Genomic DNA, 12,898 nt, shown 5'->3' on the forward strand with positions numbered 1-12,898 from the left:
GGGTTTTTGGTCTTTTGGGTTGCCTTGGAAGATGGGGATAACTAGACTAGCCGCCGATTCCCTTCGAGGTGAAAGATGCAAGTATCCGATTTTCATTTTGATCTGCCCAACGAGCTGATTGCCCGCTATCCGATGGCAGAGCGTACCGCCAGCCGCTTGTTGCAGCTCGATGGTCAAACCGGCGCCCTGCGCCATGGTCAATTTGTCGATGTGCTGGATCAGCTCAATCCGGGCGACCTGTTGGTATTTAACAATACCCGTGTCATTCCGGCGCGCATGTTTGGCCAGAAGGCCAGCGGCGGCAAGCTGGAGGTACTGGTTGAGCGTATTCTGGACGAGCACAGCGTGCTGGCCCATGTCCGTGCCTCCAAGGCGCCCAAACCGGGCACCCGTTTGATCATGGATGCAGGTCAGGACGGCAAGAGTGTCGAGGCCGAGATGCGTGCCCGTCACGATGCGCTGTTCGAGATCCATTTCCTCGACCCGCGCCCGGTGCTGGAGATCTTGGAAGCGATCGGTCACATGCCGCTGCCGCCTTATATCGACCGTCCCGACGAGGATGCCGATAAGGAGCGCTACCAGACGGTGTATAACCAAAAGCCGGGTGCGGTGGCAGCCCCGACCGCCGGTCTTCACTTTGATGAGGCGCTACTTGAGAAAATTCGTGCCAAAGGGGTTGAAACTGCTTTCGTGACCCTGCATGTAGGGGCGGGGACCTTTCAGCCGGTGCGAGTGGACAAGATTGAAGATCACCACATGCATTCGGAATATGCCGAAGTGCCGCAAGAGGTGGTGGATGCCATCGCGGCGACCCGTGCCCGCGGTGGCAGGGTCATCGCGGTGGGCACCACCTCGGTACGTTCGCTGGAGAGCGCCGCCAAGGTCACCCTGGCTCAGGGAAAACCTCTGGCGCCCTTTTTCAGCGACACCGACATCTTCATCTTCCCGGGTTACCAGTTCCAGATTGTCGATGCCATGGTCACCAACTTCCATCTGCCGGAGTCGACCCTGATCATGCTGGTCAGCGCCTTTGCCGGCTATGACAACGTGATGGCGGCCTATCAGGCTGCGGTGGCCGGACAGTACCGTTTCTTCAGCTACGGGGACGCCATGTTTGTCACCCGTCGCCGGGGCGAGGCGTAAGTTTCGCCTTTATATCGGGCCGGATGGCCCTCCATTGTCAGACTGTTTCTCTGACTGAATCGAGGTAGTAATGAAATTTGAACTGAAAACCACCGACGGCCGTGCCCGTCGCGGTCAACTGGTGTTCGAACGTGGCACTGTCCAGACTCCGGCCTTTATGCCGGTCGGTACTTACGGCACCGTCAAGGGAATGACCCCTGAAGAAGTGCGTGAAACCGGCGCCGAGATCCTGCTGGGCAACACCTTCCACCTCTGGCTGCGCCCGGGTCAGGAAGTGATGCGCGCCCACGGCGATCTGCACGATTTCATGAACTGGCAGGGCCCGATCCTGACCGATTCCGGTGGTTTCCAGGTGTTCAGCCTGGGCGACATTCGCAAGATCACCGAAGCGGGCGTCCACTTCCGTCATCCAATCAATGGTGAGAAGATCTTCCTCGACCCCGAGAAGTCCATGGAGATCCAGTACGATCTGGGCTCCGACATCGTGATGATCTTCGACGAGTGCACCCCCTATCCGGTCAGCTACGAAGATGCCCGCAAGTCGATGGAGATGTCCCTGCGTTGGGGCAAGCGCTCCCGTGACAAGTTTGATGCGCTGGGCAACAAGAATGCCCTGTTTGGTATCATCCAGGGCTCGGTCTATGAAGAGCTGCGGGATGTCTCCCTCAATGGCCTGCTGGAGATCGGTTTCGACGGCTATGCGGTCGGCGGCCTGGCAGTGGGTGAGCCCAAAGAGGATATGCACCGCATCCTCGAGCACGTTTGCCCGAAAATTCCGGCCGACAAACCCCGTTACCTGATGGGTGTAGGCAAGCCAGAAGATCTGGTGGAAGGGGTGCGCCGTGGGGTCGATATGTTCGACTGTGTGATGCCGACTCGCAATGCCCGTAACGGCCATCTGTTCACCACCGATGGGGTGGTCAAGATCCGTAACGCCAAGTATCGCACCGACACCAGCACCCTGGATGCGGATTGCGATTGCTACACCTGCAAAAATTACACTCGTAGCTACCTGTATCATCTGGACAAGTGCAACGAGATCTTGGGTGCCCGTCTGAACACCATTCACAACCTGCGTTATTACCAGCGAGTGATGCAAGGTTTGCGGGACGCGATCGAGCAGGGTAAATTAGACGACTTTGTAACTGAGTTTTACCGTCGGCAAGGGAAGCCTGTGCCTCCGTTAGCTGAAAATGACGTGAAATAACAACAGCGTATCAGCTCGTTATCTTTGTATATCTACATCAACAAGAGGTTGTTAAATGAGCATTATCTCCAAGGCATATGCAGAAGGCGCAGTTCCGGGTGCACAGGGTGGTGGTATGGAAATGATCATCATGCTGGCCGTATTTGGCCTGATCTTCTACTTCATGATCTATCGTCCCCAGGCCAAGCGTGCCAAAGATCACCGCAATCTGATGAGCTCCTTGTCCAAGGGTGATGAAGTGCTCACCTCCGGTGGCCTGGTTGGCAAGATTGCCAAAGTGGCTGCAGATAGCGATTACTTGGTGATCGCCCTGAACGACCAGACTCAAGTCACCATCAAAAAGGACTTCGTCTCTGCCGTTCTGCCCAAGGGTTCTATCCAGTCCCTTTAATCTCCCAAGGAGCACAGCGTGTTGAATCGCTATCCGCTGTGGAAATACCTGATGGTGGTCGTGGTGATCGCCATCGGTTTTCTATATGCAGCCCCCAATCTTTACGGCGAAGACCCGGCCTTGCAGGTATCTGCCAGCCGTGGTGCCGAAGTCAAGCTAGATACCCTTGACCTAGTGAAAGAGACCCTTGAAGCGGCCAATATCCCGGTCAAACATGCTGCGTTCGAGCACGGTTTAATCCTGATCCGTTTCAAGAACACTGAAGAGCAGCTCAAGGCGCGCGATGTTGTTGCCAACAAGCTGGGCGATAACTTCATCACTGCACTCAACTTGGCTCCTTCTACCCCCGCCTGGCTCGAAGCCATCGGTGCTGCGCCGCTCAAGCTCGGCCTGGACCTGCGCGGTGGTGTGCACTTCCTGATGGAAGTGGACATGGCCGAAGCGCTGACCAAGCAGCAAGAGCAGATGGTGCAGGATTTTCGCACCGAACTGCGCACCCAGAAGATCCGTTACTCAGGCGTTCGCCGGGCCGGTGATCAGGTGCAGGTGCTGTTTCGCGATGAGGCGGATCAAGAGCGTGCCGCCTCCCATCTGCGTCGTCAGAACCCGGATTTGACCTTCACCACCGAGCAGAAAGGGGATGAGTTCATCCTCAAGGCTGCATTGAGTGAAGCGAAGATCAAGGAAGTGAAAAAGTATGCCCTCGAGCAGAACATCACCATCATCCGGAACCGGGTCAATGAGCTGGGTGTAGCCGAGCCGTTGGTGCAACAACAAGGCGCCGAGCGCATTGTGGTTGAACTGCCAGGTATTCAGGATACCGCCCGTGCCAAGGAGATCCTGGGTGCAACCGCGACCCTGGAATTCCATATGGTCGATGAGACTGCCGACATCCAGGCTGCTGCCGACGGTCGTGTCCCGCCGAGCTCCAAGGTCTACAACGATCGCAACGGTCGTCCTGTGGTGCTGCAAAAGCGGGTGATCCTGACCGGTGACCATATCGTCGGTGCCCAGTCCGGTTTTGACGAGTACAGCCGTCCCCAGGTCAACATCAAGCTGGATGGCCAGGGTGGCAACAAGATGGCCAACTTTACCAAGGACAACGTTGGTAAAGGGATGGCGACCGTGTTCATCGAGTACAAGCCGGTCGGTCAGCCTGGTCCGGATGGCAAGCGCAAGTTCCGCAAGCAGGAGGAGGTGATCAACGTCGCCACTATCCAGTCGCGTCTTGGCAGCCAGTTCCGTATCACAGGTATCGATAACGCCAACGAAGCCCACAACCTGGCGCTGCTGCTGCGTGCCGGTGCCCTGATCGCCCCGATCCAGATCGTGGAAGAGCGCACCATTGGCCCGAGCCTGGGTCAACAGAACATCGACAGCGGTATGGAAGCCATTGGCTGGGCCATGCTGGTGATCGTGCTGTTCATGGGGATCTACTACCGTGCCTTTGGTTGGGTAGCCAACCTGGCGGTCTGTATGAACCTGGTGCTGATTGTCGGTATCATGTCGATGATCCCGGGTGCCACCATGACCTTGCCGGGAATTGCCGGTATCGTGTTGACGCTGGGTATGGCGGTGGATGCCAACGTGCTGATCTACGAGCGTATTCGTGAAGAGATCCGCAATGGTCGTGGTGTTCAGCAAGCCATTCATCTGGGCTTTGATCGGGCATTCTCCACCATCGCCGACTCGAACGTTACCTCGCTGATTACTTGCGTGATCCTGTTCGGTATCGGTACTGGCGCCATCAAGGGCTTTGCCCTGACGCTGGGCATTGGTCTGACCGCTTCCATGTTTACTGCCATCACAGTTTCCCGTGCCATTATCAACCTGGCTTGGGGTGGACGGCGCATCGACAAGCTGCCCATCTGAGGATAGAGAAATGTTTCAGATTCTACATTTTGAAAAACCGATCCCGTTTATGCGCTATGCCAAGCCGGGTGTGGTTTTCTCTTCCGTGCTGATGGTGATTGCCCTGTTCTTCCTGTTTGATCGGGGTTTGAACTGGGGTCTGGACTTTACCGGTGGTACTACCATCGAGGTGGGGTTCCAGCAGTCGGTGAGCCTGGACAAGGTCCACGACGCACTGGAAGAGCAGAAGATTGAAGGGGCAACCCTGCAACACTTTGGCTCCAGCCGTGACGTATTGTTCCGCCTGACCCCGAAAGAGGGGGTTAAGGTAGAACAACAGGGTAACGAAGTGCTGGCGGCAGCCAAGTTGCTCGACGAGGGCGCAGTGCTGAAACGGGTTGAGTTTGTCGGCCCTTCTGTGGGTGATGAACTGGCAACAGACGGTGCGCTGGCGATGCTAGCCTCCATCCTTTGCATCATGGCTTATGTGGCGGTGCGTTTCGAATGGCGTCTGGCGTTGGGGGGCATTCTCTCTCTGGTGCACGACGTGGTGATCACCCTGGGCGTGTTCGCTTACTTCCAGTACGAGTTCGACCTGACCGTACTGGCGGCGCTGATGACCCTGGTGGGTTACTCCCTGAACGATACCATAGTGGTGTTCGACCGCTTGCGGGAGAACTTCCGCAAGGTGCGTAAAGGGGATACCGAGTACATTCTGGATCTCTCCATGACCGAGACCCTGAGTCGTACCATCATTACCTCCGGCCTCACCTTTGTGGTGGTGCTGGCGCTGCTGCTCAAGGGCGGTGCGCTGATACACGGTTTTGCCGTGGCCATGGTGATCGGTGTGGCGTTCGGTACCTACTCCTCCATCTATGTGGCGAGTGCATTTGCCATGTTCCTCGGCGTCAAGCGCGAGCACATGCTGCCAACCCAGGTAGAGAAAGAGGGTGCGGAACAACAGGAAATCCTGCCGTAACAGTGAAGGGCGCCGTAAGGCGCTCTTTTCTTATCTCCGTATGCCGCTTGCGGATGCAGAGGTTCCAAGCAACAGGAGTTTATGATGCAACACAATCCCCGTTTTTTGGCGCTGGTTGACGGGATCCGCTCCCGCGTTACCGAGACTGACGTTCACCAGATCAAGCGCTGGCAGGATGAAGGGCGCACTTTTCATCTGATCGATGTGAGAGAAGAGAGCGAGTGGGCCAAGGGGCATTTGCCAAACGCCCTTTACCTCGGGCGTGGGGTGATTGAGCGGGATATCGAGACCCGTTTCCCTGATCCCGAGACCGAACTCTACCTCTATTGTGGTGGTGGTTTTCGCTCCATTCTGGCGGCGGATAATCTGCAACAGATGGGTTATCGCCGGCTAGTCAGCGTAGATGGTGGTTTTCGGGGTTGGCTGGAAGCCGGATACCCTGTCGAATCCTGATTTATTTGAGGCAGAGGGACACAGCTACATGACAAAGTGGCAGTTGACCTTTACCATATGCGGGGTCAAGCGTAAGCGTCGGAGTGTTCATTGAACGTCAGGAAAGGGATTGGATACCTCCTTGGTATCCTGTTGTTGCTCCCCATGTGGGGTTGCAGCAGTAGCAGTCAAGTTAACACCCCCAAGGTTCCCAAGCAGCAGCCTGCTTCACTGGTTTTGGCGACCCCCCTGCAGGTCTCCTACCAAAGTGAGTTGGCGCTGGCGCGACTCGGGCAGATGCTCGGTGAAATGGAATTGACCACCGAGCAACGGGCCGAGCTGTTCTATGAACGGGCAGTGGTATTTGACCGGGTTGGCCTTCGTTCCCTCGCGCGGCTCGACTTTAACCGAGCCCTGCGTGAAAAACCGGATTTTGCCGAAGCCTATAACTTCATCGGCGTTTATCTGGTACAGCAGCAAAATTATGACGAAGCCTATGAGGCGTTCGACTCTGCCCTCGAGCTGGCACCTGATTATGACTATGCCTATCTCAATCGTGGTATAGCGCTCTATTATGGTAACCGTCCCGAGCTTGCCAGCGCGGACATGAAGCGCTTCTATGAAGCGCAGCCAGAAGACCCCTATCGGGTGATTTGGCTCTATCTGGCCGAGCAAAAACTCGACGCCCCTGCGGCCATGAGCCGGATGCGCGAACGGCTTAACAAATACGATGACGATGCCTGGAACTGGGATCTGGTTCGCCTCTATATCGGCGAGATCAATGCCTCCCAGTTGATGGGAAATGTAGTGAAAGGGGTTAAGGATAACCGGGAGCTCGCCGAGCGCTTGTGTGAAACCTACTTCTATCTGGGCAAGTTCGAGTTGGCCAGAGGCAACCGCAAGGAAGCCATTAGCTACTTCAAGTTGGCGCTTTCCAACAATGTCTATGACTTTATCGAGCACCGCTATGCGTTGCTGGAGCTGGAGCTGATGGCGCGTAAACCCTTGCCACCGGGTGCTCAGAGTGCCCGCAGCAAGAGCGATAAGCCCTCCTGATCCACACGACAGCTGTTAAAAAGGCCTCGCGATGAGGCCTTTTTGTTGGGCGAATGGCGGGCTTATTCCACCAGGCTCATGCCGGGGATCTGGCGCCAGTAGCCGTTGCAGTCGCTCCCTTGCTGCAGGGGCAGGGGGACCTGGCCCTGTTGGTTCGCTTTGAAGCGGGCCAGCATCTCCAGCGTCTCCATCCCTTGCGGCGAGAGCCTGACTACATCCACCAGACCCTCCATGCCTGCCAGCTCGTTCCCGAGGTTATAGCAGTAACCAGACTGGGTCTGGATCCCGTTGAGGTTGAACACTCGCTGCCCTTCGCGGCTGTTGGCCAGTCGTCCGGTCGGATAGTGGATACAGGCGAGTTCACAGTTGTCTTTTGGCTTGTCGAGGGAGCGGGCGGTGAAGCAGCGCGCCGAGTAGGCGAGCGGCAGATGGCCGTAGGCAAACACCTCCACCTCGAACCGGTCGCGCAGTGGGCCCAGATCCTGATTGAGCTGGATCAGCCAGTCACGGGAGAGCTCCACCGGCATCACCCAGCGTTTCATCCCCTGTTTGAGCAGCATTCGCAGCACATCGGCGTTGTAGGCGTTGATGGCAGGGCCGCAGACAAACGGGATCCCCGCTTCCCAGGCGAGTTGCACCGTACCGAGATCGTTGGCTTCGACCATCAGATCGCCATTATCGACCAGCCGCTTCACCTCTTTAAGCTCGGAGGGGGCAGAGATGAGGGCGAGGGTAGAGAGCACCACCTGCTTGCCGGAGCTGGCTACCTGACGGGCCAGTGCAATCCAGTCATCGACTTTGAGTTCACGCCGCTTGCTGCAGACGGTCTCCCCCAGATAGATGATGTCGGCCTGGCTGTTGGCCGCGGCATGGTAAAAAGCGTCGGTATCCGCTTTGGGCCAGTAAAAGAGCACAGGCCCGAGAGAAAATTGCATGCTGTGGGCTCCTTATTGCCACTGACGATGATAGGCGCCGAGGGTGGTCTGGCTACCTTCGGAGACGCGGGCGAGCTGGGCATCCCACTCAGGCTTGACCTGATAGGCCTCGGGATTGGCTTGATAGGCATCGATGGCCGCACGCCAGACCCGGGTCACCTGCTCCACATAGGCGGGGCTGCGCTGGCGTCCTTCGATCTTGACCGACTGGACCCCAGTCTGGAACAGCTCCGGCAACAGACCAAGGGTGTTGAGGCTGGTCGGCTCTTCCAGTGCGTGGTAGGTCTGGCCATCCACCTCGAAGCGTCCCTTGCACAGGGTCGGATAGCCGGCGTTTTCACCGGGGCCATAGCGGTCGATCAGCACTTCGTTGAGTCGTGACTCGAGGCCGCTCGGGGTCTCTTCCCAGCGCACGAACTTGGCCGGTGAGCAGGCGCCGACGGTGTTGGGGCTCTCGCCAGTCATGTAGGAGGAGAGATAGCAGCGCCCCTCGGCCATGATGCAGAGGCTGCCAAAGGCAAAGACCTCCAGGCCCACATCGGTTTCGCGGGCCAGCTGTTTGACCTGATGCATGGAGAGCACCCGCGGCAGCACTACCCGTTTGACATTGAATTGCTGCTGATAGAAGCGAATGGCGGCGGCATTGGTGGCACTGGCTTGTACCGAGACATGGAGCTCCATCTCCGGATAGTGGCTGCTGGCATATTCCAGCACCGCCAGATCGGCGATGATCAGCGCATCGGCGCCGAGGGCCACCCCGCGATCAACAGCCTGTTTCCATCTGGTATCGGCCCCCGGGTGGGCGAAGGTATTAATAGCAATATGCAGTTTGCGACCATGTTGATGCACATAATCCACCGCCTTTTCCAGTTTGCTGTCGGTAAAGTTGAGACCGGCAAAGTGGCGGGCATTGGTGTCATCCTTGAAGCCGATGTAAACCGCATCGGCCCCGTTATCCACGGCGGTTTTCAGTGCCGGCAAACTGCCTGCCGGACAGAGTAATTCCATTGGTACGCTCCGAGAGTGCATATGAAGGGCAAACGAGCCCTGATTGTATGCAGGCATGCACTCCCGCTTTTTGACCTGAGGCAGCTTTGTGTGGCTTTGTCCATCTTGAGGTAACCCTGCATAAGTTTGATTTCCAACAGGATCTTTGCAGTGGCCCTGTGTTTGAATGCGAAAAAAGGGAGTCTATTGTGTTTCAACAACTGCAACATCGCCTGGTCGAACAGGCTCCGCGCTTCTTGCGCCATCCCCTCAAGCTGGTCCCCTTCAATCTGCAAAAACAGTTGATGGAGAGCCTGTTGGCCCGGGTATTCAAGGAGGCCATCGAAGATGGCGATTTCGAGTTTCTGGCAGATAAGTGGCTGAAAGTAGAAGTCTCTGATCTGGAGCTGTGCTGGTTTATCAGTGAGCAGAATGGTCAGCTGGTGGTGGCTCGCGAGTGTGCCAAGGCGGATGTCTGTTTCAGCGGTACGGTCAACGATCTGATCCTGATTGCCGGTCGTAAAGAGGATCCTGATTCGCTATTTTTTCAGCGCAAGCTGAAGATTGAAGGGGATACCGAGCTGGGTCTGGAGGTAAAAAACCTGATGGACAGTCTAGATCTCGATGGCTTGCCGAGCCTGATGAAGTATCCCCTGATGGACTTGGCGACCTTTATCGATCGCGCCCGCGCCGAGTCAGCGCAGGCTCCGGTGCATGCGGCGCCGAGCCGGCTCCCGCTTTAAGTGATTGCTTACCACATGGGCATGGTGGCGATAACGGTGCCGTGCCCAGAGGCAACGACATGCCCACAAGCAGGGCACAAACGCTGCGAGCGCTATCGGGGCAGCCAGTTGCGATATGACCAACCCCAGCGCAAGCAACACAAAGGGCTGGGCTTCATAAAGCCACTCGGGTTGCAGCCAGCGTTTCGCAGGAAAGATGATGAGATCGGTACGACGATAGCTGGAACGCATCATCCAGGTCACTGCGCCCACGATAAATAGCAGGGCGCCAGCAAACCAGAGTAGTCGTTGCTCATTGAGCATAATCAGGGCAACGGCTGCCAGCAGATAGAGGCTGGGTAATCTCTCGTAGATAAATGGAGGGAGCATGGCTTGATTTCTCCGATCTCATAGAACAGGTATCCTTCAAGTTTAGTGTCCCACCTCGATTGCCTCATGCTTGTTTGTTATACAAATCGCCGCTTTTGTTCTGAAATGGCGCACCTTTTACGGTGCCAAAATAGCGATTGGTTATGTTACTATTACGCGCCATTTTTGACTGTAGATTGACAGGGCATGCTGGATCAAATTCGTATTATTTTGGTAAACACTTCCCATCCCGGCAACATGGGGTCTGCGGCGCGGGCCATGAAGACCATGGGGCTGACTCAGATAGTGCTGGTTGATCCACAAGCTTTGCCGGATGACAATGCCTTCGCCCTGGCGGCAGGGGCCAGCGATGTACTTGCTAATGCGCGCATTGTGTCGACGCTCGATGAAGCGATTGCTGACTGTGGTCTGGTCATTGGCACCAGTGCGCGTTCCCGAACCCTGAGCTGGCCGATGCTCGATCCTCGTGAAGCGGGCGAGAAGTTGGTGCTTGAGGGGATGACGCATCCGGTCGCGCTGGTATTTGGTCGCGAACGTACCGGTCTCACCAATGATGAGCTGCAAAAGTGCCACTACCATGTGGCTATCCCGGCCAATCCGGAATACAGCTCCCTCAATCTGGCCATGGCGGTCCAGACCCTCTGTTACGAAATACGGGTGCACTGGCTGCAAGAGCAGGCGGTCGAACCCGAAGAGGAGATGGCCTATCCGAGTACTGCCCAACTGGAAGGGTTTTATCAGCACCTGGAACAAACACTGCTAAAGACCGGTTTCATTGCCGATGATCACCCGGGTCATGTGATGAGCAAATTGCGCCGGCTGTTCAATCGTGCACGACCGGAAGCATCTGAACTCAATATCTTGCGCGGCATTTTGACCTCGGTTCAGAAAGTGAAAACACCGGATTAACCGACTATTTTACTCAACCATAATACTTGACTGTTTTTGTCGGGTATGTGACCATGTGCCACATCAAATTGCTTCGCAAGACGGTAAGGCTCATGAGACTGACTTCTAAAGGACGTTACGCTGTAACCGCCATGCTCGACGTGGCACTGCATGCAGAGCAGGGGCCTGTACCCCTTGCCGATATTTCCGAGCGTCAGGGCATCTCCTTGTCCTACCTCGAACAGCTGTTTGCCCGCCTGCGCAAGCATGGCTTGGTGAGCAGCGTACGTGGTCCGGGTGGTGGTTATCGCTTGGGACTGGCTCCCGACGAGATATCTGTTGGCCAGGTGATCACCGCAGTCGATGAGTCGGTTGATGCCACCAAGTGTCTCGGTAAGGGTGGCTGCCATGGCGGCACCCAGTGTCTGACCCACTCTTTGTGGCGTGATCTCAGTGAGCGAATTTCCAGTTTTCTCGGCGATATCACCCTGGCAGAACTGGTTCGCCAGGCAGATGTACGCCGGATTGCCGGCAAGCAAGATGAACAGATGAAAACTGCGTTGTCCCTGGTTGAACGGACAGAACGCGGCAATGTGAGCTTGAAAGTCCAACTATAAACAAACGTGCTTTCCACAGTCGTTCGATGTGCGAACAAGGCTGTAACGGAGAAATACATGAAACTGCCTATTTACCTTGATTATTCGGCAACCTGTCCGGTGGACCCGCGTGTCGCAGAAAAAATGATGCAGTGTCTCACCATGGATGGCCTGTTCGGCAATCCGGCTTCCCGTTCCCACCGCTTTGGCTGGCAAGCCGAAGAAGCGGTTGATCTGGCCCGTAATCAAGTGGCAGAGCTGATCGGTGCAGACCCGCGCGAAATCGTGTTTACCTCAGGTGCTACTGAATCCAACAACCTGGCCATCAAGGGCGTTGCACATTTTTACGCCGGCAAAGGCAAGCACATCATCACCTCCAAGACCGAACATAAGGCCGTGCTTGATACTTGCCGCCAGCTGGAGCGTGAAGGGTACGAGGTGACCTACCTTGAACCGATGCCAAACGGTCTGTTTACCATCGAACAAATCAATGCGGCTTTGCGTAATGACACCATTCTGGTGAGCATCATGCATGTCAACAACGAGATTGGCGTGGTGCAAGACATCGCTGCCATCGGTGAGCTTTGTCGCTCCCGCAAGATCTTGCTGCACGTGGACGCAGTCCAGAGCGTGGGTAAAATCCCGGTAGACGTCGAGGCACTGAAAGTCGACCTGCTCTCCGTCTCTGCGCACAAGGTATATGGTCCCAAGGGGATCGGTGCCCTGTATGTCCGTCGCAAGCCCCGTGTTCGTCTGGAAGCCCAGATGCATGGCGGTGGTCACGAGCGTGGTATGCGTTCTGGCACGTTGCCAACTCATCAGATCGTCGGCATGGGCGAAGCATTCCGTATCGCCAAGGAAGAGATGGCCAACGAAGCGCCGCATATCATGGCACTGCGTCAGCGTCTGTGGGATGGCATCAAAGATATTGAAGCTGTCTATATCAACGGTGATCTGGAGCAGCGTGTGCCGGGTAACCTCAATGTCAGCTTTGCCTATGTGGAAGGGGAATCCCTGATCATGGCGCTGAAGGATCTGGCGGTTTCTTCCGGTTCAGCCTGTACCTCTGCCAGCCTGGAACCTTCCTATGTGTTGCGTGCGCTGGGTCTTAATGACGAGCTGGCACACAGTTCCATTCGCTTCAGCATGGGTCGCTTTACCACCGAAGAAGAGATTGATTACGCAGTCAAGCTTATTCGTGACTCCATTGGCCGTCTGCGCGAGATGTCTCCACTGTGGGAGATGTATAAAGATGGCGTCGATCTGAACACGGTCGAGTGGGCTCATCACTGATCCAACAGGGTCAGTGAACAACGGAATT

General features: G+C 56.2%; 14 protein-coding genes. 11 read left to right on the forward strand and 3 right to left on the reverse strand.

The genetic code is table 11. The features are described from left to right. The first annotated feature begins 75 nt into the window (after positions 1-75). From queA to nlpI, 7 genes are all read left to right on the forward strand, one after another. Positions 76-1,143 carry a tRNA preQ1(34) S-adenosylmethionine ribosyltransferase-isomerase QueA gene (queA, locus tag BN1135_RS03885; protein ID WP_042018990.1) on the forward strand — a complete coding sequence of 356 codons (1,068 nt, stop codon included), beginning with the start codon at positions 76-78 and terminating at the stop codon, positions 1,141-1,143. A 70-nt stretch (positions 1,144-1,213) separates the two neighbouring features. Continuing rightward, complete coding sequence (gene tgt, locus BN1135_RS03890) at positions 1,214-2,350, forward strand: tRNA guanosine(34) transglycosylase Tgt (protein ID WP_042018992.1); 1,137 nt, start codon at positions 1,214-1,216, stop codon at positions 2,348-2,350. Positions 2,351-2,405: 55 nt separating this feature from the next. Further along, the gene (gene yajC, locus BN1135_RS03895; RefSeq protein ID WP_042018994.1) at positions 2,406-2,741 is read left to right on the forward strand and encodes a preprotein translocase subunit YajC; all 336 of its coding nucleotides are present in this window, start codon (positions 2,406-2,408) and stop codon (positions 2,739-2,741) included. 18 nt (positions 2,742-2,759) lie between these two features. Continuing rightward, the gene (gene secD, locus BN1135_RS03900) at positions 2,760-4,613 is read left to right on the forward strand and encodes a protein translocase subunit SecD (protein WP_042018995.1); all 1,854 of its coding nucleotides are present in this window, start codon (positions 2,760-2,762) and stop codon (positions 4,611-4,613) included. Between the two features lie 10 nt (positions 4,614-4,623). After that, positions 4,624-5,571, forward strand: coding sequence for a protein translocase subunit SecF (gene secF, locus BN1135_RS03905; protein WP_042018996.1), 948 nt, complete (start codon positions 4,624-4,626; stop codon positions 5,569-5,571). An 84-nt stretch (positions 5,572-5,655) separates the two neighbouring features. Continuing rightward, positions 5,656-6,024 carry a rhodanese-like domain-containing protein gene (locus BN1135_RS03910; protein WP_042018997.1) on the forward strand — a complete coding sequence of 123 codons (369 nt, stop codon included), beginning with the start codon at positions 5,656-5,658 and terminating at the stop codon, positions 6,022-6,024. Positions 6,025-6,114: 90 nt separating this feature from the next. Then, positions 6,115-7,059, forward strand: coding sequence for a lipoprotein NlpI (gene nlpI, locus BN1135_RS03915; protein WP_280529033.1), 945 nt, complete (start codon positions 6,115-6,117; stop codon positions 7,057-7,059). Positions 7,060-7,121: 62 nt separating this feature from the next. Here the strand turns inward: nlpI and BN1135_RS03920 are convergent, their stop codons facing one another. Continuing rightward, the gene (locus BN1135_RS03920) at positions 7,122-7,994 is read right to left on the reverse strand and encodes a U32 family peptidase (RefSeq protein WP_042019001.1); all 873 of its coding nucleotides are present in this window, start codon (positions 7,992-7,994) and stop codon (positions 7,122-7,124) included. Positions 7,995-8,006: 12 nt separating this feature from the next. Next, on the reverse strand, positions 8,007-9,002 hold the full coding sequence (ubiU, locus tag BN1135_RS03925; protein WP_042019002.1) for a ubiquinone anaerobic biosynthesis protein UbiU: 996 nt from the start codon (positions 9,000-9,002) through the stop codon (positions 8,007-8,009). 188 nt (positions 9,003-9,190) lie between these two features. On the opposite strand from ubiU, the gene ubiT reads away from it, so the two are divergent. Next, a complete protein-coding gene (ubiT, locus tag BN1135_RS03930; protein ID WP_042019003.1) occupies positions 9,191-9,724 on the forward strand; it encodes a ubiquinone anaerobic biosynthesis accessory factor UbiT in 534 nt (177 codons plus the stop codon). Here the strand turns inward: ubiT and BN1135_RS03935 are convergent. Continuing rightward, positions 9,677-10,093, reverse strand: coding sequence for a hypothetical protein (locus BN1135_RS03935; protein ID WP_042019004.1), 417 nt, complete (start codon positions 10,091-10,093; stop codon positions 9,677-9,679). The two genes, ubiT and BN1135_RS03935, sit on opposite strands and share 48 nt — an antisense overlap. Positions 10,094-10,279: 186 nt before the next feature. Here BN1135_RS03935 and trmJ point away from each other — a divergent pair, with 186 nt between their 5' ends. From trmJ to BN1135_RS03950, 3 genes are all read left to right on the forward strand, one after another. Then, positions 10,280-11,002 (forward strand): tRNA (cytosine(32)/uridine(32)-2'-O)-methyltransferase TrmJ, encoded by a 723-nt coding sequence (gene trmJ / locus BN1135_RS03940; protein ID WP_042019005.1) that lies wholly within the window; start codon positions 10,280-10,282, stop codon positions 11,000-11,002. A 92-nt stretch (positions 11,003-11,094) separates the two neighbouring features. Beyond that, a complete protein-coding gene (gene iscR / locus BN1135_RS03945) occupies positions 11,095-11,598 on the forward strand; it encodes a Fe-S cluster assembly transcriptional regulator IscR (protein WP_042019006.1) in 504 nt (167 codons plus the stop codon). A gap of 57 nt (positions 11,599-11,655) precedes the next feature. Continuing rightward, positions 11,656-12,870: an IscS subfamily cysteine desulfurase gene (locus tag BN1135_RS03950; protein WP_042019008.1), complete on the forward strand. Its 1,215-nt coding sequence runs from the start codon at positions 11,656-11,658 to the stop codon at positions 12,868-12,870. Positions 12,871-12,898 lie beyond the last annotated feature (28 nt).

Source organism: Aeromonas sobria, assembly GCF_000820145.1.
GTDB lineage: Bacteria > Pseudomonadota > Gammaproteobacteria > Enterobacterales > Aeromonadaceae > Aeromonas > Aeromonas sobria.